The organism is Arenibacter sp. S6351L (genome assembly GCF_023016025.1).
Taxonomy (GTDB): Bacteria; Bacteroidota; Bacteroidia; order Flavobacteriales; family Flavobacteriaceae; genus Arenibacter; species Arenibacter algicola_B.
This window is the reverse complement of record NZ_JALKBB010000009.1, coordinates 134,068-154,990: the sequence shown is the minus strand read 5'-3', so window position 1 is coordinate 154,990 and position 20,923 is coordinate 134,068. Positions and strand designations below refer to the sequence as shown.

Sequence of the window (20,923 nt, the reverse complement as noted above, 5' to 3'; positions counted from 1 at the left end):
ACAATGGACAAATTTAAAACTGCCAGACAATCCAGAGTATCCATAACCGAATTAATGCTGCCTTCCCATTCCAATTTTGGGGGAAAGGTACACGGTGGCCACATATTAAACCTAATGGACCAAATAGCCTTTGCCTGTGCCTCCAAACACTCCAGAAAGTATTGTGTTACAGCATCAGTGAACAAGGTAGATTTTTTAAATCCCATTGAGGTCGGGGAATTAATTACGTTGAAGGCCTCCGTAAACTACACGGGACGAACCTCCATGGTCATTGGTGTCCGGGTAGAATCCGAAAATGTAACCACAGGAAAAAAGAAACATTGCAATTCCTCCTATTTTACTATGGTAGCCAAAGATGCAGATGGCCGAAGCACTCCTGTACCAGGTTTGATCATTGAAGACGAACAGGGGGTTCGCAGGTTTGCACGTAGCATTCAACGAAAAAAACAATCAATGTCACGAAGCAGTACATTTGAATCGTCACAATTTAAAATTAATGACCACTTAAAAGATCTGGATAACGAGAATGTAAAAATTAATCTGGATCCCGCCTAGTTGATTTGGGCTGCGGCCTCCTCGTCCAAGAACCAAATCAACTCCCCAGATGAAGGAGCTACTAAAGAAGCTGGATAACTTTCATGGCCTTCTTCCTTGGTAATTATGGACCTGACTTTTTCTGCCTTACTACTACCTGTCACTAAAAACGCAACCATTTTGGCGTTATTGATCAGCTTCCCGGTTATGGTAATCCTTCTTTGACCCGAATCTGGATGAATAGCTACTTCACAGTTATTCGTTGAGTCCCATAGGCCTATTTCATGTGGAAAAATAGATGCTGTATGTCCGTCATCGCCCATACCTAGGATAACCAAATCAAACTGAGGTATGTTGTCCACTATGGGCAATTCCTCTTCCAAGACCTTTCCGTATCTTCCGGCCTCCAATTCCGGCAGGTCTTCCCCAAGGACACGATGAATATTATCTTTGGGAAAATTTATCTTGGACAATAGGTGATCTACCGTCATTTTATAATTACTTTCCGAATCGGTAGGAGGAACACATCGTTCATCTCCCCAATACAAATGAACCGTAGACCAATCCACATCCTTATAATGCTCTGCCATATAATCAAAGACCACCTTAGGGGTACTACCTCCGGACAAAGCTATATGGGTTGTTTTGTTTTCTTTTATCAGTTCTTCCAAATAATCGGAAAAGTTTTTGGCAACTTCCGTTTTGGTTGGAGATATATTAATATGCATCTCTTATATTTTATTGAATTAATAATTACTTTATAACACAGAAACCAGGATCATCGGCCAAGTTTTCCCCGGGATTCCTCCACTTTAAGTCCCCTTCCAGTAAACGGTCCGAATTGGTTGGGCCCCAAACTCCGGAAGAATAACCATATATGTTAACATCCGAACCATTCTTCCAATAGTCCAATATAGGATCAACAAACTCCCATGCCGCTTCCACTTCATCCGCTCTGGCATAAAGGGTAGCATCGCCCTGCATGGCATCCAACAACAATCTTTCGTAAGCGTCCATTACATTGTTATCTGCCAGATTGGAATAGTAAAAGTCCAGATTGGCGCGTTCTACGGTAAAGCCCTGCCCTGGGACTTTCACCCCAAATTTAATAAGGATGCCTTCATCCGGTTGAATCCGAATGATCAACTGGTTGTCCTTGTTGTTCATATCCGAATTTTTAAACACTTGGTGGTGCGGCGATTTAAAATGTATCACCACCTCTGTTACCTTGGTAGGCATTCTTTTAGCGGTACGTACATAGAAAGGAACGTCTTTCCACCTCCAATTATCCACGAAAAATTTAATGGCGGCATAGGTCTCCGTTTTGGAATTGGGATCAACACCTTCCTCTTCCCTATACCCCTTAACTTTTTTACCGTCTATAACAGATGACAGGTATTGCGCCCTTACCGTATTATTATACAAGGTTTCCTCATCGCGCATAATTCGCAATGATTTTAATGCCTTGACCTTTTCGTTCCTAATTTCCTGAGCGCTGGCATCTATTGGTGGCTCCATCACGATTAACGAGACTATCTGCATTAAATGGTTCTGGAACATATCCCGAAGCGCACCGGATTTATCATAATACCCACCCCTTTTTTCCACGCCAACACTTTCGGCATTGGTAATTTCTATATGGTGTATGTAATTTCTGTTCCAAAGTGGTTCAAAAATACTATTGGAGAAACGGGTCACCAATAAATTCTGAACCGTTTCCTTGCCCAAATAATGGTCAATTCTATAGATCTGGGACTCCTTGAAATAAGTTTGCAGACCAATATTTAGATTTTTGGCCGTCTCCAAACTATAGCCAAATGGTTTTTCAACAATGATTCGCTTCCAACCTTCGGCTTCGTTATTCAAACCTTGCTCGGAAAGATTTTTTGCAATTAACTCGTAGAGACTGGGTGGAGTGGAAAGATAAAAAATATAGTTGCCCTCGGTACTGAATTTAGTATTTAAATCAGATATCCTGGTGGCCAACTTACTGTATTCCTTATTGTAATCCTCGCCCAGATCCTCATAAAAAAACTTGTCGGCAAAAGTATTTATAAAATCAGAAGATGCGTCCTTTACCTTATCCTTGAGGTAAGTACTCTCCTGGACTACCTTCCTCCTAAACTCACCATCGGTCATGTTACTCCTACTTACTCCCAAAACCACGAAATTCTCAGGAAGCTGTTTTGCCTTGTACAAGTTAAATAAAGCTGGTACCAGCTTTCTAGCAGTTAAATCTCCTGATGCCCCAAAAATAACAAGCATTTGATTTGCCGTTTTATTCATAATATAATTATTGGAAGTTTTGTTCAATTTGTTGGGAATTTAAAACTTTGGTTCTAAAAACCGTTTAATTGACTATTTTTGATTTTTGAATTATCGTGCGAAGATAAAACTAATTTAGATTATTCATTTATAAACAAGGACACTTAACAAAAGCCACTTTATTTTGTTAAATAACTTTAAGGAAAAAACATGGAAAACACATATGATTTTGGATTGATTGGCCTAGGGGTAATGGGACGTAATTTTATTTTAAACGTTGCGGATAACAACTTTTCGGCTATGGGATACGATCTTGATGATGAAAAAGTAAATGTACTGATCGAAGAAGGACAAGACACCAAAAGAGTAAATGCCTCCACCAATATTGAACATTTCGTACAATCCTTATCACAGCCTAGAAAAATTATGCTTTTAGTGCCTGCCGGTAAAATAGTGGACTCCGTAATTGAAAGTCTTTTGCCATATTTGGACAAGAACGACCTTATTATAGATGGTGGAAATTCATTTTTTACCGATACCGATCGTAGGGAGACTTATTTACAAAGTAAAGGAATTCACTTTTTCGGCTCTGGTGTCTCCGGAGGTGCAAAAGGTGCCAGGCGGGGCCCCAGTATAATGCCGGGGGGAAACAAAGAAGCCTACAAGGAGGTGCAGCCTATATTTGAGGCTGTCTCTGCCAAATTTAAAGGAGAGCCATGCGTAGCCTATTTAGGCCCTAAATCTGCCGGAAACTATGTAAAAATGGTACATAACGGCATTGAGTATGGCTTAATGCAGCTTACTTCAGAAATATATGACCTTCTAAAAAAAGCAGGCAAGTACAATAATGATGAACTTCATGCCATTTTTGATTCCTGGAACAAGGGTAGATTACAATCCTTTTTAATAGAAATATCCGCTGAGATTTTTAAACAGGAAGATGACAAGGGCGATGGCAGATTGGTAGACAAGATATTGGACAAAGCCAAACAAAAGGGTACCGGTAAATGGACATCCCAAAATGCCATGGACCTGGGTATTCCCATCCCAAGTATAGATATAGCCGTAAGTATGAGGGAAATATCGGCCTTGAAGGAAGAAAGGGTTTTGGCAGATAAGCTATACAATAGGCCAGAGCCAGCAATAATGGACAAAAAGGAAATGGCAAAATGGGCGGAGGAAGCACTTTACTTTTCCTTTATCACCACTTATGCACAAGGACTCCATCAATTGGCAGATGCCTCCAAGGAATATGGCTACGATCTAGATCTTTCTGTAATAGCCAAAATTTGGAGAGCGGGATGTATTATCCGCGCCGGTTTGTTGGAAGACATATCCGCGGCTTTTACCAAGGACAAGCAATTGCCAAACCTTTTGCTATCCCCACAGTTTGTTCCCAAGGTGCAATCTACTGTAGGGGCCACTAGGAATCTTGTAGCATATGGGGCCAAAAATGGCATTCCATTGCCAGGTCTTTCCAACTCTTTAATCTATTTTGATGCCTACACCTCTGGCAGGTTGCCTTTAAACCTTATTCAGGCGCAGCGCGATCACTTTGGTTCGCACACCTATGAGAGGACGGATATGGAAGGCATCTTCCATACAGAATGGGAGTAATACCCTACGGATAAAACAAACGTTTGCTTATAAGTTTTTTTTGGGCTATTTTTAATATAACATGAAAGTAGCCCAAAAAATTTAATATGAGCGGAAGCATTCAGGACATGAACAATAGAGTGAATCAGAATCGCTCTCTAAAACCTTCCAATCGAGCACGGTTTAAGGATAACAATAGGGATAATATATATTCCGATACCGTGCCTGCACTTACAAAATTGAACTTCAAGAAAGTATCCGAAATAGAATTAAAAAAAATAAAGGATCGGATAAAAAACAGGGCCCTTAAAGATCGTAATAGAGAAATGTTTATTTTTCTTGTTATAGCATTAACTCTCGTTGCAACTCTTTTCATTCTCTTCAAATAAACGCATATCGTCTTTATTAAGTTACCTACCTAAGACAGCTTCAAATTGTTCCTATAAAATTAAAATATGGTTGCCATATCCCGGCTTCCTCTGCCTTCCACCACCTAATATCAAACAAAATTCAATAAAAAATTTCCCTAAGAACAAAGTTTAGGTGATGACAACCTTCATCATAGATCAGATTTTATGTTGATGATTAAAAATGCCTTTTACCGAAAAAACAGTTCCAATAAGAATGAAGTCCCATATTTTAATTTAATTTTACCCACTAATATTTGAATCTATGAACCCTTCTGCCACCGGTTGGATAGATAAGTTTGGGTATCTGGTAAAGGACAATAACGACTATTTTAACTCCTTTGAAGAATTATATGCCCTACTCAAGAGTACCGGATTTGTTTATGGGATTAATCTGGATATACCCCCATTTATAATTAGAGAGGTTCCCTTGTCCGAGGATGAAAAAGCCAAGATCAATTTAATAACCGCACTCTATTTCACCTACAAGCTTAAAAACAACGAACCCAATTTCGAAGCTTTCCTTGGTTACATCTTTAAGTTCTATAAAGATTTGGGGATTAACAGAATTTCATTTTTGAACAAATTTCTTACGGGTAAAAAAACGTCTTCCAAACTGGAAAACCTTTTGAACTCAAGAATCTACCTAGAGGACAATGTAATAAGTAAGACCTTCAATAACATCATAACCAATTCGTTGCTTTTTATAGATGTTCTAAGCTTTAAAAGATATCTTGAAGGTGAAACTTCAATAAAGGAATATGCCCAACGCCTGGAACATATCACCATAAATGTTACATATCATACCTTAAATTCCAAAGAGAAAAATAAGAGTGACGAAAAACTGGCGCAACTTTTTGCCTCCTCGCTGACCTTTATTGAAAGCGTAAAACAGGATTTTGATGGCTCCTATAGAGATGAATTGGTCAACAAATATTCCGGTTCGGAAAATAGGTATTTTCTGGATGTTGCCTGCTTAACGGTATGGGAAGACCAGTCATTGGATTACACCGAATCCGACTTTATTTTTGGCTTGGGCAGGGACCTTGGTTTTGACCAAAATGAAATAGCAAAATCGCTACAGGATGTTACCGGATTTTTTCAATTGAATGCCGACAAAATACCCCATCTGAAGGACCACAATTTAGCTGTCCAATTTTACGATAGCATGTCCAAAATAGTAAACAAACTTATCCTCAGAAATAGCAAACGTCTACAAAAGGAACTTTCTGAAAGTAAGGAATTGGTTACCCTATTATCCAAATCAACGGTGAAGGATCTTAGCCCGGAAGAGAAGAAAAAAGTGCAAAATCAACTCGTTGATATTTTTAAAAGTATTCCTTCGCTAGCCATTTTCATACTTCCCGGCGGAGCAGTTTTATTACCCATATTCATTAAATTAATCCCGAAACTACTACCTTCCTCTTTTGACGACAACAGGGTTGAAGAATAGCCCAAAATTGCTCAAAAACACTACTATAAGAAAAACCTATAATTGATTATTTTCAACTTTAATATACTTAAAATCAATTATTTAAATACACTTACTCCAACCATAACTTAAAGTCTTTCACTCTTTCCCTACTTACTATTATTTCTTGTTCATTATAGCGGTTTAATTTGATTTCCAACCTAGAATTGGTGTAAGAAACAATATCTTTTATATGACTTATGTTCACGTAGAACTTTCTGCTCACCCTAAAAAAGGAGTTGGGGTGAAGTTCCGATTCCAAGTTTTCCAGGGTAAGATCCAATAGATAATTTCTACCATCGATAGTGGCTGCATAGGTACCTTTTTTGTCACTGTAGAAACATTCTATCTCCTCTGCATTGATAATTTTTAGATGCTGCCCTACCCTCACGGTAAACCTCTTTTTGTACTCCCGCTCCAAAGGGTTTACCAACAACTTTTTTATGTCTTCAAAATCGAGGGTCATTTTCTGTTTTTCAGGCCTAAAAACAAGGTACTTTTTTACGGCAATTTCCAACTCTTCATCATCTATGGGTTTCAACAAATAATCGATGCTATTCAACTTAAATGCCTGCAACGCATATTCATCATATGCAGTAGTGAAAATTACCGAACTTTGTATATCAACGGCCTCGAAGATCTCAAACGATAATCCGTCCGAAAGCTGAATATCCAAAAAAATTAAATCTGGATGATTGTTTTCCCGAAACCAAATAATGGCCTCCTCAACAGAATGGAGCATAGTGGACACCCCTACCTTCAAATTGGTCAATAATCGACCTAATCTTCTTGCGGCCGGTTTTTCATCTTCAATAATGATTGCATTCATTTTAATTGGCTAATTGGTTTTTGTTTGATTGCTATGGCACTATATTATCTTCTTATTCCTCCATGTATTTCCGCATCTGCCTTTCCTCCCACTTCCTAAAAAATCCAGGTTTCAATTTCAGAAAATAAACTCCGGCCACCACGAGGATCACCCCCCAAATAACTGGAATAAGAACCATATTCCATTCCATCCAATTTAAAAAACCCTGATCCTCAACTCCGTTGGCGGTAAAAAAATCAAGGAGCCTTCCTTTAAAAATCAAAAGAAGAGCATTCATAACCAGATAAATAGCAATATGTGCGTAAAAATTTTTAAGATTATCCACTCGCTTTTTAGCCTTAATGTACTTTTCCAAGTTATTCCTATCCATTTGCGCTATTTGTATTTTTCAACTTCCCGTTTCTCTTTCTCCATGTATCTTTGGATCTGCCTTTCTTCCCAATCCTTGTTGAAAAATGGATTATAAGAAAAAACCTTTAAGCCATGAAACAGTAAACCTACGCCCCAAAACAACCACACTGCAAAAGTTTCAAAGTCCCAAAATGCCTCCAGAAAGGAATCGCCATTGCTGATGTCACCTATAATCTTAGCCGTTGTAATAAATACATTTACAGCAAGATATACCACAAGATGAACATAAAACCCCTTTAATTCCGCTACGTGTTTTTTGGCGCGCTCCAATTTATTTTGCTTATCAATATCCATTATTTCCACCTGTTTTTTCTTTCATCCTCCTGCATATACTCTTGAATTTTCCGTTCTTCCCAGTTCTTTCCAAAGAAAGGGTTCAAACCAAAAACCTTTACGGCATGAAACACCAAGCCAATTCCCCAACCAAAGGCCGCCCAAAGAAACCAGGGGTACCGCCATTGATTGGTCCAGTAGTTAAGGGCCGCCAGAAACCCGATAAAAACAAAATAGGACATTAGGCTCATATAAAACTTCTTAATGGCACCAACCCTTTCTTTGGCCCTGAAATATTTGTTTTCCTTATCTATATTTTCCATTATTTGATTTTTATTCAAAATTCGTGACCTGTATAGTATTTTTCAAAAATAAGATCCTGAAATGTTGATTTTATAGGATGGACCGTAACCCTAAAAATCTTCATCTTCCATATACTTCTGAATTTTCCTTTCCTCCCAGTTTTTCCCTAAGAGCGGATTGTAACCAAAAACTTCCATACCATGAAGCGCTACACCAAATCCCCATCCAACAGCAGGGAAAAGTACCCATGGAAAACTCGTAGTGTTATAATTGAGTATAGCCAATAAGGGCAATACTACACAATAGGATATTAGATTGCCATAAAACCCCTTAATCGCCTCTACCTGTTCTTTGGCTTTTTGATAGCGTTTGTCCTCTAAAAATGTTTCATGCGTTTCCTTAATCCCTATTCTTTCCGTTAGTATTGGGAGCTTGACCGTAAATTCCGAAGCAGATTTATTGACCTGAACCTCCCTACTGGACAACATTTGGTAACGTTCCTGTATATTCCTGAGCCCAACCCCACTACTTTTTTTAACGACCTGCTTCTCCTGTAGATTATTCGATACACAAAGCATACCCCCTTCCTCATATACGCGTATCCGCAAGGGTCTTGCAACCGTTACCACGTTATGCTTAACCGCATTTTCCAACAAGAGCTGTAGGGACAAGGGAACTATTTTTGCCTCGGCATCACTGCATTTCCCAGGGATATCAAAAACTATACTATCCTCAAATCTCATTTTCAACAACCTTACATAAGTTTCAGCAAAGGCAAGTTCTTCGTCCACGGTCACCAAGTCTTTGTTCTTCTGCTCCAATACATATCGATATACCTTTGAAAGGGAAGTTGTGAATTTTTGAGCTTGAAGGGGATCCTCCTCAATTAAACTGGTAAGCACGTTTAAACTATTGAACAAAAAATGTGGATCCAATTGATTTTTAAGGGCATCGAACTTGGCAGAGGCAGTACCTGCAATTATTTTCTGCTCCTTTACCTTGTTCTCCTGCCGATGTTTAAAGTACCAAGCCAAATAAAACAGTGCAGAAATTAAAATCGCCAAAAACAGCGAAACTTTGTATTGCCCTGGCTCCTCATTTGCCAAAAAATCCAACGGAGGCATTTTTCCAATCCCTACCCTAAGAATTAAACGGGAGAGGAATATCCCCGCCAAGGAGAACGCAATGTTGCCGGAAATCGCAAATAACAAGCGTTTCCCCCTGTATATCTGCTGCCCATATTTAATTATAAGAAATTGAATCCAATACGCATTCACCATATAAAGGATTACAGCAAAAATCATATTGGCGTAATACTCCTGAAAAGCCCGCTCAACACTAAAGCCGCCATCGAATTCTCCCATAAAAAAGAAAACAGCGAGAAACACAAAATATAACAATGTACCTATAAACAGTGCATTTCCTATATGTTTAATAAACCGCATCATTAAGTCTTATTTGTAATCCATTTTAACATAATCCCGGAAATTCATCCCTCCGTTATCGACACATATGGAAGGCACCCGGCTTAAAGTTAGCAAAAAGTTTCCACGACGGTTCAAGATCTACTGTAACATAACGGACACCCTGTTTACTGTACAAAGATTCCGCCGCAAATATTTCCGGCATCACTTTAGATTCATTACTGCATTGATTTACAGTATAAAAAGTGCAATTATCTACTAATTCACTTTCATTATGAGCCGCCGCCAATTCATTGACGACGGTTGCCAGGATTATCAATATGACTTTATGCATAGCTCAATTTTAAGTGAGTTTTTCATTGGGCAAATGTGACTTAAATAAAAAAGGCAGGAAAATTGAATCTACCGAATTGTAGATTTAATGGGATGAGCTGGAGATAAAATGACCATAAATATAAAAGAGGACGCACCCCTACGTCCTCTTTTGAAGTTTTAAAAAATAGTTTCGTATAACAAAACGTATTTTTCAAGTCTTAACTTATGAATGTTAAAATTAACATTTATTCTCCTACGAAAAGCTCTTTTTTGAAAAAAAATTAACTCAAACCGTAATTCTGTATTTGCCCACTACATAGATTAATACTTACAGAAGGGTAGTTGGTACCACAAAACAGGAGGTTCCACCCATTAATCGACACCGATAGAACGGACAGCAATATTACAACGCCAGCTAATACAAGTTAGGAGAATTTTGGATCAATCCTAAAAGCTGTGTGTGAATTAGAAAAAGATAGGATAGACTTGCCCAGAGTTTGTGTTCTGTTCATTTTTTGCATCGCCCAAAAAACGAACCAAAAAACGCTAGGCTGATTTTAAATTTCTTTAAATCTACGCACTTTCCACGGCCGCATCGTCCAGACCGCTTTCACTTGGGTGAAATGCTCTTTGGACGGCTACCAACACCCAACGCGGAAACCGCTTGGTTTAAAACGAAATTGATAATAGGCCGTTCCTATGTTCCGTAAACCTAAATAATGTAGATAAATCATTATCATTAATTTAATGCTATCGAACATTGTCTTCAAAGCCTATGGTCTGGTTGGTCTTCTTCCGTAGTGGAGATGTCATGGCCGTTAAGAATTATTGAAGCCTTGGAGATAATTTAGGCCATGGCAGCGGTCCATAAAACCCCAAGATTTTAGGGGCCACCTAGTGAAGAAGGGTCTTTTCTTTTGTTTCGTTTTCTTTGGACAAGCAAAGAAAATGAAAGAATAATTTTAACAATAATTTCATTCGATTTTGCCCAATAAATAAAGCTAAAATCAAAAAACACAAAATATTATGTTCATCCTAATTTTTGAAGAAACACAACAAATAAGCATGATCCAGAATTTTATTCCCAGAAGAGATGTAAATCCTTAAAATAAAAAAGAGGACGCACCCCTACGTCCTCTTTTAAAAGTTAAAAAATAGGCTTTTTACCAAATAACTTATTTTTTAAGTCTTACTTATGAATATTAAATTTAGTGATTATTTTCAAATAAATAACGCTTTTTTTGAAAAAAGATTAACTCAAAACAAAATTCCTTCCCAAAAAAAATCTCTTCAACACCCCTCATTGAACTTAAAACAGAACTTTATATTTCACTTTTTAAAAAATTGTAAATAAACTATTTACCTAAAAAAGTAAACTCTGGCAACTTTATTATCTCGCCCCCTTTTAGGGCCGACTCATGTGCCAGGATCCCAACACAGGTAATATTGGCGGACTGTTTGGCATTGGGGTATGGCGCTTTATTCTGAATCAGGGCATTTACAAATTCGTGCACCAAATGTGGATGGGAGCCCCCATGACCAGCCCCCTGTGTAAATGAAAGATGTTGATGCTCTTCTGAATCATACACGCCCTGGGTCGTAAAGTGTTGTATTTCCTTCGGCAATAATTTTGCGAAATCCGGGCTTTCCACTTCCTCCGGAATTTCAGGTTCCGGTTTTTTGGCCGTGTGCACCACCAATGGCTTTCCTTCGATAAGGGGCCACTCTACCGATTTCTTCGAACCATACACCTCAAAGCTTTCCCTGTATTGTCTGGCTACATCAAATAGCGAACGATATACCTGAGCGCTTAGATCGGAATTCCGAAATTTAATATGCGTGGTCTCCACTGCAAATGGTGAGTTGTAATGCGGTATTAACTCCTCCCGTATAGTTCCCGACCCAAAACAGGAAACGTATTCAGCTTCGCCTCTCAAAAGGCCCAGAACAGGCCCTACACAATGTGTAGCGTAGTGCATTGGCGGCAAACCCGGCCAATAATTGGGCCATCCGTCCATATCCTGCTGATGGCTTGCTTTTAAAAACTGCACCTTGCCCAGCTCGCCTTTTTCGTACAACTCCTTCATAAACAGAAACTCCCTGGCGTAGACCACGGTTTCCATCATCATATAGGCGAGTCCTGTTTCTTCCGTTAAGCGTACAATTTCCTCGCATTCTTCTACCGAAGTTGCCATGGGTACGGTACAAGCTACATGTTTCCCTGCCCTTAACGCTTTAATGGACTGTATACCATGATCTGGAATAGGTGTGTTGATATGTACCGCATCTATTTCCGGATCCAGCAATAATTCATCATAGGAAGTATATCTTTTTTCGATATTGAACGCATCGGCCAACTGTTTTAGTTTATCTGGATTCCTTTGGGATACAGCCACCAAATTGGCGCTTGGGTGCTTTTGGTAGATAGGGATGAATTCCGCTCCAAATCCCAAGCCTACAATGGCGATGTTTACTTTCTTACTGCTCATCTTTTTCTATATTTAATTAAATGTCCTTTTTAAAAAATCAATCCCTTGGGAGGCGAATTCGTCCTGACTCTCGGCCAAATTTTTCCAAATGCACACGGCTCCAGCCAACTCTTTGATCTCCGGAGTAAAACTTTCGATGACGATAGCCCCTTTATAGTCAATAGCCCTTAAGCCATCTGCAAAATCAGCCCAAGGTGTTAATCCGGTACCAGGAATTCCCCTGTGGTTCTCAGAAACCTGCACATGCACCAACTTGTCACCTACAGTCTTTATGGCTTCTGCAATATTCTTTTCCTCAATGGTCATATGAAAACCATCTAGTAAAACTTTAGCACAACCGTGGTTAACATCTGCAATAAAACGCATTACATCTTCCGCCGTGTTGATCATGTCCGACTCAAAACGGTTTAACGGTTCCAAGGCTACGGACACCCCATAATCCTGGGCCATGGCACAAACCTTGGCAACATTGCTTACCGCTAGGCACCACTCCCGTTTGCGCTCTTCCCCTGGAAGCATTCGAGCCTTACCTACGGCAGCATACATGGGTCCAGCCAAAAAATCTACTTCCCATAGATTACATAGTTGAAAACACTTTTCTATGTAGTTGAAGCAATTTTGATGTACTGCGGTATCCTTATGGGTCAGATCTTTTGTTGGCCCAAAGGCTCCACAAACAACCGCTTGCAGCCCATTGTCTTTCAATGCTTTTTTTACAATTTGCCCATTGATAAGTTCCGGATCCTCCACTGGGATTTCCACCAAATCATACCCCATCTTTTTAATTTTAGGGAACAGGGCAATGGATTGTGTATTAAAAGGTGACTCCCAAAGCCAGGTGCTTACACCGTATTTTATATCATTTGTCATTATAGAATAATTACTTTAAATAAGTTATAGTAATAGTTTACCATACAATAGTATACCTAATAAATTTTAGGCCATTATACCATCTATTTTGCCTTGACTACCTTCATAACCCCTTGCATAATTCGCCAATGGCCGGGAAAGGTGCAGATAAAAGGATAATCCCCTGGTTCTTCGGGAGCTGTAAATTTTAAGACAACCTTTTCTTCAGGGTTAATAATGGCGGTGGCATATAGTACTTCAGCCATGTCTGGAACATAATTTTTCTCTGCTCCATTGGGTTCCATAGCCAATTTATCGGCTGCCATACCTACTTTTTCCTTTTCACCGGCTTTGGTAATTACCAGGTTGTGCTGCATAAAATCCGTATTCTCAAAAACTAGCTCAACCGCCTTTCCCGCTTCTACCACAAATTCGGTTAGGTCGTATTTCATTTCGTTTTTAATAGTCTTGACATTAACAACAATGGCATGCGAATTACGGGACAAACTATTATCAGCACCTAATTCAACCTCATTTATATAGGTTTCCACCAATTGTTCCGCTAGCGACTTATCTGAAAAGAGGTTCTGTGCAGCCTTCGAGAAATCCAATTCAACTTCATATTTCCAATCCCCGGCCAACGAGACCTGATATTGGCCTGTCTTTAAAAACATTTGTTCTTTTTTGCCCCAGATCCCTCCGCCACCGCCAGTATCCTCTACCCGGACGGCTATGGAATTTTTACCTGCTTTCAAAATCCCTGATGGAATTTGATACACCCTATTGGCCCGATAATCCTTCTCGGTTCCCCCAACCAACGTACCATTGATATACACCTTGTCAGAATCATCAATGGGTCCTAAAGAAATAGTACCCGACTTACCAACTCTGTTGGATGGAACATCAACATTTTTGCGGAACCAAATTACACCATCCATCTGCAACCCAGCATCTTCTATAAGCTGTGGAAGGAGCATTGTTTCCCACTTGGAATCATCCACCCCTACGGCTTGTCTTTGATCTTTAACCGAAGATCCTATTTCAAAATTAGGATTGGAAGCCATGAAGGCAGTGATAAATCCTTGATGATGCTTGCTACCGGCTACGTAAAGAGCCTTTGCCAACCAATCATCGGCCACAACAGGTTCGTTCTTACTCAACTCAAACAATCGACTCCCAATTTCAGCACTAGGCTCCCTTTCTGAAAAATATATAAGTGCTGCCAATTGCACCTGAGGATCCTGATCTGTCAACAAATTGGATTCCAATAGCAACGCATCTACAGTTTCATTTTTTGGCAAGATCTGAATGGCGGCTTTTCTAACCGCTCCTGATGGATGCTTTAAGGCGCTCTTCATTGCCTCCATAGCTTCGGCATTGGAAGAAACAACAGCAAGTCCATTAAGAGTCCATAAGGCATGCAAGGCGCCCGGGTTAAGCCCCAAAGCGTCCAATTCCGTGTTCTTAACCAATTTGATAAGATTTGGCACAATATCGGTATTTCCATTTTCAACCAATAAACGCTGGGCGGTCATTCTCCAAAACATATTATCATTGGAAAGGGCTTTTACCAAGCCTTTTGAATCGCCCTTATCCAAGGTAACGGATTTTTTGTCCTCACTATCTAGAGGAAAAATGCGCCAAATACGTCCCTTGGATTTATCACGTAAGGGATTTTCATAGGCATTCCCTAGTCCGTTCACAGCATCATAGCCCCCTCTATCTACATTGGGCGTGGGATTATGTTGAATGATAAAATTATACCAATCCAATACCCAAACTGCACCGTCCGGACCTACTTTCGCCTCCACCGGGGAAAACCATTCATCCGAACTAGCTATTAAATTGCCACCATCCTTTTCCAAATACCCAGCACCATCTTTTTCAATTTTAGCAATATGCACTACCCCTCCCGTGGGTTCGCACACAAAGGCATACTTGTTCCAATACTGTTTTGGAAAGCTCCTGGCGGTGTAAAAATGGTGTCCTGCGGCAGCCGTAAAGCCTCCAAAAACATCAACTTGCCGAACGTTTTGGGTAATAGGCAACATGGCGTAATGGCCGTCTATTTTTACACTCCCCTTCAAGGAAATACCTGCCACATCTTTTAAGCTCTTATTGGGTATGCCCATAAAAACACTATGGGTATTATTGGCTGTGGAAGCAAAAATGGAATTATCCTCAGTTATCCCCAATCCCCAAGTATTGTTACTCGTATTGGTCAAAAATTCAAAATTGCCAAAGTCGCTATTGAAACGATATATTCCTTGACCAAATTCGAAGTTTTCACCCGAAATATTTCCATTAAATCCTGAATAACCCACTACACCATAGATATTGTTGTCTATACCACGCTGAAGGTTCGATGGCCCGGCGTGGGTATCGAATACACCCCATCCATCGATTACAACTTCCTTTACATCTGCCTTGTCATCTCCATCCGTATCCTTTAAAAATAAAAAATACGGTGCCTGGGAAACCAAAATACCCCCATTTACAAAAGTAAAACTGGTAGGGATATTTAATTTTTCGGCGAATACGGTAAACTTGTCCGCTTTGCCATCCCCATCGGTGTCTTCACATATTTTTATTCTGTCGTCTCCCGAGCCTTTATCGTCGCGCACCGTATTAGGATAGTCTACGGTCTCTATTACCCATAGCCTACCTTTTTCATCCCAATTCATAGCTATAGGGTTAATAATATTGGGTTCCGAAGCAAACAGCTCCAACTTAAACCCACTTGGGACCTGGATTAATTTTGCCGATTCCTCCGGCGTTAAAGGCATTTGATATTTAGGTGCAGGATCCCTTTTCTCATAATTGGGGATATTGGCCATTTCCTTATATTCCAGGGTTGGTATGTCTTTGGCAAATTCTTCCCAATTCTTTTTTACCCGGTCGGCCACTGCCCATAAAATACCCTCTTTTATGAGATTATGAAATCCGGGTTTACTCCAAGTTCGTTCATCATGTCCGTAAGCTGTATAGAATACCTTCCCTTTACCAAATTGCTTTACCCAAGTCCATGGTTCATGATGTTCCCCTTCCACCCTTTCCATCAAAACGGTAATATCACTGGCCAATTTATCATGAACATAGGTTTCGTCCCATGTGGAGAATTCTTCAAACTTTTGCATGATGGGGTGCGACTTATCAATAATTTTGGCCGTAAAAGTATCCTTGCCGTGGGTTTTAAATTGTCCACCCACAAGGTCCACATATTGTTCGGACTCGTTAAAACAAAAACTAGCACAATGAATAGGTACAAATGCATGGCCTGCTGCAACATAATCCAGCAAGGCTTTTTCCTGTTCTGGAAACCTATTTTCATGATTGGCGTAAATTATTACTCCATCATAAAGCGCTAAATTTTCTGGATTAAGGTCTTCCACCTCTTCCGTATAGGTAATGTTTATACCACTTTTGGTTAAGGCTGAGGCCAAAATAGGCATATATACCCTTGAATTATGGTGCTCTAGGGCATGCCCTAGGAACAACATTTCCACACGTCTTGGCTGGTCGTCTTTTTTTTTCTTTTCGAAAGAATTACAACCTGAAAGAGTAATGATAGTGATAAACAAACAAAAAATACGGGCCTGTATGGTTTTCATGATTTAGTTGTATTTATGTTCAACAATTATAACAATTAATACAGCACAAAGAATCCTCGATGTTATCTACAATTGACTGTATTATACCATTGAATATGAATTTTACTTATATTTATTGACAAATAACTACAAGATTGTAGATGTATAACTAGGATTGGCCACTATATTTATGAATAATTAAATCCTTGCCCATAAGTGAAATCTGCATTACAAAAATCGCCCATTCCCAATTCCCATGCCTTTGTGGCCAAATTGTTGAGACAGCCCAATTTTGACCCTATTTGGCATTTCCATCCGGAATATCAACTGTTTATGGTTTTAAAAGGTAGTGGCACCCGCTTTATTGGTGACCACGTAAAACATTTTAAGGAAGGGGATATAACCTTTACAGGACCAAATTTACCTCATATGTGGCGTAGCGATAATGAAGGGTACGCTGTTGAGGAAAATTTATGGTCCGAGGGAATCGTAGTTTACTTTCACGACGATTTCATTGGCCAGAGTCTATTGCAAAAGGAAGAAATGATCAAATTAAGGCAGTTATTCCAAAAGAGCTTGCGAGGCCTGGATGTTATGGGCAAAACCGCAGATACCATTCGCGTCATGATCAAAAACCTTATACATCTTGAAGGAATGGAAAGTGTTTTGGAATTGTTTAAAATTCTAAACTGCCTTGCCAATACCACCGAAAACACCATACTGGCCAGTCCTGGCTATACCAACTCTTTAAAGGAAGGGGATACGGAAAGGATGAATAATGTACACGCCTATGTGATGAAGAATTTCAAAGACAAGATAGAATTGGGCACGGTTGCCTCTTTGGCCAATATGACCCCTACCTCCTTTAGCAGATACTTTAAGATCCATGCCAATAAGACCTTTTCCGAATTTTTAAGTGAAATTAGAATTGGCCATGCCTGTAAATTACTGATCGAAAATAAAATGAATATTGGCGAGGCATGCTATGAGAGCGGCTTTCAAACGCTATCCAATTTCAACAAACAGTTCAAGGCAATTACCAAGAGAACCCCGTTGTCCTATAAAAAGGAGTATAGCTCATAAACAAACCTAGAACACAATGGCTGGTCGTGTTTTTTTGAATAAATAATTACTTTAATTAAAGTAATTTTGCGCTATGGTAAGAAACATTCAGCTCAGGACCACTTTATTGGAAGAATCGGTAGATGATATCCTAAGAAAGAAAGCTTCAAAATATTTGGGAATTCCAATGGAGGAAATTTCAATGGTAAACGTACTTAGGAAATCGATCGATGCCCGTAAATCCACCATTTACTTCAATTATAAGGTTTCGGTTTACATCAATGAACCTGCTCCTAAAAACAAGGAGTACAACTTTGATTACAAGGATGTTTCCAAAGCAAAAAAAATACATATCATAGGTTTTGGACCCGCCGGAATGTACGCCGCTCTGCGCTGTATCGAATTGGGATATAGGCCCATAGTCCTTGAAAGGGGCAAAAATGTAAAAGATCGTAGACGAGACCTAAAGGCCATCAATAGGGATCATATAGTAAATGAGGACTCCAATTATTGCTTTGGAGAAGGAGGTGCCGGTACTTATTCCGATGGCAAGTTGTACACCCGAAGTCTTAAAAGAGGAGATGTACGGCGAATTTTTGAAAATTTGGTCTTTCACGGCGCAACTGAACAAATACTTATAGACGCACACCCCCATATAGGCACCAACAAATTGCCCAAGCTAGTGCAAAACATAAGGGAAACCATTATTAAATATGGTGGTGAAATACACTTTCAAACCAAGGTGGTCGATTTCACCATTGCCAATAACGCCATAAAGGCCATTGTTTTGCAAGATGGTTCCGAAATGCCTGCTGACAGGATTATTTTGGCTACTGGGCATTCTGCAAGGGATATATACTATTTATTGAACAACAAAAAAATTGCAATACAGGCCAAATCATTTGCCATGGGTGTCCGGGTAGAACACCCTCAACATATTATAGATAGTATTCAATACCACTGTAAAGGGCAACGCAACGAATTGCTACCAGCTGCTTCCTACAGTCTGGTAGAACAGGTGAAGGACAGGGGCGTATACTCGTTCTGTATGTGCCCTGGCGGATTTATTGTTCCCGCAGCAACATCGCCGGGAGAAGTAGTCGTCAACGGTATGTCCCCTTCCAAAAGAAATAACCTATTCGCCAATTCCGGTATAGTTGTGGAAATAAATGTAGATCTCGATATTCACAAATATGAGCACCATGGCGCATTGAAGGGCCTTGAATATCAAAAGGATTTGGAGCGATTGGCTTTTACTTCAGGTGGGCGGACACAAACTGCGCCTGCACAGCGACTTACCGACTTTGTGGAAGGCAAATTGTCCAACGATCTGAATCCAACCTCTTATCAACCAGGTTTAAAATCCGCTCCTCTGCATTCGCTTTTACCCAAACTGATTGGCAGCAGGCTGCGCTCGGGTTTTACCGCCTTTGGGGAAAAAATGAAGGGCTATTACACTTCGGAGGCCAATGTGGTGGGGGTGGAATCGAGGACCTCCTCCCCTGTTAATATTCCAAGAAATGAAAAATTGGAACATCCGGAAATAAAAGGACTTTTTCCCTGTGGGGAAGGTGGAGGTTACGCTGGGGGCATTGTATCGGCAGCTATGGACGGGGAACGATGTGCAGAGGCCGCTGCAGCTGGATTCTAAGGTCTATTTTTGCATTTAAACGGTTTATCCAAACTAATCCCCTACCTTTGCCGCTTATTTTACATACTACATGACATTCAAAGAATTAGGTATTATAGAGCCTATCCTAAAAGCCTTGACGGCTGAAGGCTATACAAATCCAACCCCAATACAAGAAAAATCCATACCCATATTACTAAAAGGAAAGGATCTATTGGGTTGCGCACAAACAGGAACCGGCAAAACGGCAGCATTTTCCATACCCATCATACAACAATTGGTGATGGATAGGGAAGCCAATCAACAACAGCGAAAAATAAGAACCTTGGTGGTAACTCCTACACGGGAGTTGGCCATACAGATTGGGGAAAATTTCACCTCATATTCACGATTCACAGGAATAAAAAACACCGTTATTTTCGGTGGTATTAAACAGGGAAGACAAACGGATGCCCTTAGAAAGGGTGTAGATGTACTTATAGCTACTCCAGGAAGGTTATTAGACCTAATGAACCAAGGCTTTATTTCTTTAAAGGATATTAAATATGCCGTATTGGACGAGGCCGATCAAATGTTGGACATGGGCTTTATCCATGATATTAAAAAGATAATTGCCAAACTACCGGAAAATCGACAATCCCTTTTCTTTTCCGCTACCATGCCACCTGCCATAGTGGAACTCTCAAAGAAAATATTGGGAGATTTTGAACGCGTTACCATAAAACCTCAGCAAGCCACAGCGGAAAAAGTAGAACAGGGCGTTTATTTTGTTACCAAAAAAAATAAACCCAGCCTCCTGATCCATCTTTTGGAAAAAGATCCAAATGATTCCGCCCTTGTTTTTTCCCGTACCAAGCACGGTGCCAACAAAATAGTAAAACAATTGGCCAAGGCCGATATAAAGGCAGATGCCATTCACGGCAATAAATCGCAGAATGCACGTCAAAAAGCTCTGGGCGATTTTAAAGATGGGGAATTAAAGGTCCTAATCGCAACCGATATTGCGGCTAGAGGAATAGACGTTGAAGAACTTTCATTGGTAATCAATTACGACCTGCCCAACGTTCCGGAAACTTATGTACACCGAATAGGTAGAACAGGAAGGGCAAGCGCCAGTGGGGTTGCACTATCATTTTGTGATGCTGAAGAACGACCTTACCTTAAGGATATTCAAAAATTAATTAACCAGCAGGTACCCGTTATTACGGACCACCCTTATGTGGATGATGGATCGGAAGAGATACCCTTGGAAGAGAAAAAACATCACAATAATAGACAAAAACAAAGGACTGGACACTCCAATCCTAGAGGCGGTAGAAATAACAACCGTAACAGAAACAGGAATAATAGACCAAAAAGGGATTGATTTTAAAAAAATCAGTTCCCTTTTTTCTTTTATTTTAATGATATATACCCCAAAGGATTAGTAGGTATTTAAAAAATTCAGGATATTTATTCTTTTAAAGGATTTACCC

Annotated in this window: 18 protein-coding genes; 7 read left to right on the top strand and 11 right to left on the bottom strand. The window is 39.8% G+C overall.

Features of this window, described 5'->3' with window-relative positions:
- The first annotated feature begins 3 nt into the window (after window positions 1-3).
- Entirely contained in the window at window positions 4-555 is a 552-nt protein-coding gene (locus MWU82_RS09990; protein ID WP_215947480.1) for an acyl-CoA thioesterase, read from the top strand.
- Here MWU82_RS09990 and pgl read toward each other — a convergent pair.
- Window positions 552-1,262: a 6-phosphogluconolactonase gene (pgl, locus tag MWU82_RS09985; RefSeq protein WP_247096262.1), complete on the bottom strand. Its 711-nt coding sequence runs from the start codon at window positions 1,260-1,262 to the stop codon at window positions 552-554. The two genes, MWU82_RS09990 and pgl, sit on opposite strands and share 4 nt — an antisense overlap.
- A 25-nt stretch (window positions 1,263-1,287) precedes the next feature.
- Complete coding sequence (gene zwf / locus MWU82_RS09980; protein ID WP_247096261.1) at window positions 1,288-2,820, bottom strand: glucose-6-phosphate dehydrogenase; 1,533 nt, start codon at window positions 2,818-2,820, stop codon at window positions 1,288-1,290.
- 189 nt (window positions 2,821-3,009) lie between these two features.
- Between zwf and gndA the strand changes: the two genes are divergently transcribed.
- The 3 genes from gndA (at window position 3,010) to MWU82_RS09965 (ending at window position 6,255) form a co-directional block, all read left to right on the top strand.
- Window positions 3,010-4,416, top strand: coding sequence for an NADP-dependent phosphogluconate dehydrogenase (gene gndA, locus MWU82_RS09975; protein WP_247096260.1), 1,407 nt, complete (start codon window positions 3,010-3,012; stop codon window positions 4,414-4,416).
- Window positions 4,417-4,502: 86 nt separating this feature from the next.
- Complete coding sequence (locus tag MWU82_RS09970; RefSeq protein ID WP_215947484.1) at window positions 4,503-4,784, top strand: hypothetical protein; 282 nt, start codon at window positions 4,503-4,505, stop codon at window positions 4,782-4,784.
- A gap of 283 nt (window positions 4,785-5,067) precedes the next feature.
- Window positions 5,068-6,255: an LETM1-related biofilm-associated protein gene (locus MWU82_RS09965; RefSeq protein ID WP_247096259.1), complete on the top strand. Its 1,188-nt coding sequence runs from the start codon at window positions 5,068-5,070 to the stop codon at window positions 6,253-6,255.
- A 91-nt stretch (window positions 6,256-6,346) separates the two neighbouring features.
- Here MWU82_RS09965 and MWU82_RS09960 read toward each other — a convergent pair whose 3' ends face one another.
- The 9 genes from MWU82_RS09960 to MWU82_RS09920 all read right to left on the bottom strand — a co-directional run bounded on the left by MWU82_RS09960 (window position 6,347) and on the right by MWU82_RS09920 (window position 16,777).
- Entirely contained in the window at window positions 6,347-7,102 is a 756-nt protein-coding gene (locus MWU82_RS09960) for a LytTR family DNA-binding domain-containing protein (RefSeq protein ID WP_247096258.1), read from the bottom strand.
- Window positions 7,103-7,154: 52 nt separating this feature from the next.
- The gene (locus tag MWU82_RS09955; RefSeq protein WP_247096257.1) at window positions 7,155-7,472 is read right to left on the bottom strand and encodes a 2TM domain-containing protein; all 318 of its coding nucleotides are present in this window, start codon (window positions 7,470-7,472) and stop codon (window positions 7,155-7,157) included.
- Between the two features lie 5 nt (window positions 7,473-7,477).
- Window positions 7,478-7,807: a 2TM domain-containing protein gene (locus MWU82_RS09950; protein WP_215947488.1), complete on the bottom strand. Its 330-nt coding sequence runs from the start codon at window positions 7,805-7,807 to the stop codon at window positions 7,478-7,480.
- Window positions 7,807-8,109 carry a 2TM domain-containing protein gene (locus tag MWU82_RS09945; RefSeq protein ID WP_215947489.1) on the bottom strand — a complete coding sequence of 101 codons (303 nt, stop codon included), beginning with the start codon at window positions 8,107-8,109 and terminating at the stop codon, window positions 7,807-7,809. Before MWU82_RS09945 ends, MWU82_RS09950 begins: the two co-directional genes overlap by 1 nt.
- 90 nt (window positions 8,110-8,199) lie before the next feature.
- Window positions 8,200-9,537, bottom strand: coding sequence for a 2TM domain-containing protein (locus tag MWU82_RS09940; protein WP_247096256.1), 1,338 nt, complete (start codon window positions 9,535-9,537; stop codon window positions 8,200-8,202).
- 52 nt (window positions 9,538-9,589) lie between these two features.
- Window positions 9,590-9,847 carry a hypothetical protein gene (locus tag MWU82_RS09935; protein ID WP_247096255.1) on the bottom strand — a complete coding sequence of 86 codons (258 nt, stop codon included), beginning with the start codon at window positions 9,845-9,847 and terminating at the stop codon, window positions 9,590-9,592.
- Window positions 9,848-11,183: 1,336 nt separating this feature from the next.
- Window positions 11,184-12,317 carry a Gfo/Idh/MocA family oxidoreductase gene (locus MWU82_RS09930; RefSeq protein ID WP_247096254.1) on the bottom strand — a complete coding sequence of 378 codons (1,134 nt, stop codon included), beginning with the start codon at window positions 12,315-12,317 and terminating at the stop codon, window positions 11,184-11,186.
- A 12-nt stretch (window positions 12,318-12,329) separates the two neighbouring features.
- On the bottom strand, window positions 12,330-13,187 hold the full coding sequence (locus tag MWU82_RS09925) for a sugar phosphate isomerase/epimerase (protein ID WP_247096253.1): 858 nt from the start codon (window positions 13,185-13,187) through the stop codon (window positions 12,330-12,332).
- A gap of 83 nt (window positions 13,188-13,270) precedes the next feature.
- On the bottom strand, window positions 13,271-16,777 hold the full coding sequence (locus tag MWU82_RS09920) for a PVC-type heme-binding CxxCH protein (protein ID WP_247096252.1): 3,507 nt from the start codon (window positions 16,775-16,777) through the stop codon (window positions 13,271-13,273).
- A gap of 195 nt (window positions 16,778-16,972) precedes the next feature.
- Between MWU82_RS09920 and MWU82_RS09915 the strand changes: the two genes are divergently transcribed.
- The 3 genes from MWU82_RS09915 (at window position 16,973) to MWU82_RS09905 (ending at window position 20,814) form a co-directional block, all read left to right on the top strand.
- Window positions 16,973-17,839 (top strand): AraC family transcriptional regulator, encoded by an 867-nt coding sequence (locus MWU82_RS09915; protein ID WP_215947494.1) that lies wholly within the window; start codon window positions 16,973-16,975, stop codon window positions 17,837-17,839.
- A gap of 73 nt (window positions 17,840-17,912) precedes the next feature.
- On the top strand, window positions 17,913-19,469 hold the full coding sequence (locus tag MWU82_RS09910; protein WP_247096251.1) for an FAD-dependent protein: 1,557 nt from the start codon (window positions 17,913-17,915) through the stop codon (window positions 19,467-19,469).
- A 70-nt stretch (window positions 19,470-19,539) separates the two neighbouring features.
- Complete coding sequence (locus MWU82_RS09905) at window positions 19,540-20,814, top strand: DEAD/DEAH box helicase (RefSeq protein ID WP_215947496.1); 1,275 nt, start codon at window positions 19,540-19,542, stop codon at window positions 20,812-20,814.
- Window positions 20,815-20,923: the final 109 nt, after the last annotated feature.

What these genes read in the sequence shown, in the direction of transcription:
- gndA (WP_247096260.1), top strand. Translation starts at nt 3,010, where the DNA reads ATGGAAAACACATATGATTTTGGATTGATTGGCCTAGGGGTAATGGGA.
- MWU82_RS09910 (WP_247096251.1), top strand. Translation starts at nt 17,913, where the DNA reads ATGGTAAGAAACATTCAGCTCAGGACCACTTTATTGGAAGAATCGGTA.
- MWU82_RS09970 (WP_215947484.1), top strand. Translation starts at nt 4,503, where the DNA reads ATGAGCGGAAGCATTCAGGACATGAACAATAGAGTGAATCAGAATCGC.
- MWU82_RS09945 (WP_215947489.1), bottom strand. Translation starts at nt 8,109, where the DNA reads ATGGAAAATATAGATAAGGAAAACAAATATTTCAGGGCCAAAGAAAGG.
- MWU82_RS09965 (WP_247096259.1), top strand. Translation starts at nt 5,068, where the DNA reads ATGAACCCTTCTGCCACCGGTTGGATAGATAAGTTTGGGTATCTGGTA.
- MWU82_RS09940 (WP_247096256.1), bottom strand. Translation starts at nt 9,537, where the DNA reads ATGATGCGGTTTATTAAACATATAGGAAATGCACTGTTTATAGGTACA.
- pgl (WP_247096262.1), bottom strand. Translation starts at nt 1,262, where the DNA reads ATGCATATTAATATATCTCCAACCAAAACGGAAGTTGCCAAAAACTTT.
- MWU82_RS09905 (WP_215947496.1), top strand. Translation starts at nt 19,540, where the DNA reads ATGACATTCAAAGAATTAGGTATTATAGAGCCTATCCTAAAAGCCTTG.
- MWU82_RS09990 (WP_215947480.1), top strand. Translation starts at nt 4, where the DNA reads ATGGACAAATTTAAAACTGCCAGACAATCCAGAGTATCCATAACCGAA.
- MWU82_RS09950 (WP_215947488.1), bottom strand. Translation starts at nt 7,807, where the DNA reads ATGGATATTGATAAGCAAAATAAATTGGAGCGCGCCAAAAAACACGTA.
- MWU82_RS09935 (WP_247096255.1), bottom strand. Translation starts at nt 9,847, where the DNA reads ATGCATAAAGTCATATTGATAATCCTGGCAACCGTCGTCAATGAATTG.
- MWU82_RS09960 (WP_247096258.1), bottom strand. Translation starts at nt 7,102, where the DNA reads ATGAATGCAATCATTATTGAAGATGAAAAACCGGCCGCAAGAAGATTA.
- MWU82_RS09955 (WP_247096257.1), bottom strand. Translation starts at nt 7,472, where the DNA reads ATGGATAGGAATAACTTGGAAAAGTACATTAAGGCTAAAAAGCGAGTG.
- MWU82_RS09920 (WP_247096252.1), bottom strand. Translation starts at nt 16,777, where the DNA reads ATGAAAACCATACAGGCCCGTATTTTTTGTTTGTTTATCACTATCATT.
- zwf (WP_247096261.1), bottom strand. Translation starts at nt 2,820, where the DNA reads ATGAATAAAACGGCAAATCAAATGCTTGTTATTTTTGGGGCATCAGGA.
- MWU82_RS09925 (WP_247096253.1), bottom strand. Translation starts at nt 13,187, where the DNA reads ATGACAAATGATATAAAATACGGTGTAAGCACCTGGCTTTGGGAGTCA.
- MWU82_RS09930 (WP_247096254.1), bottom strand. Translation starts at nt 12,317, where the DNA reads ATGAGCAGTAAGAAAGTAAACATCGCCATTGTAGGCTTGGGATTTGGA.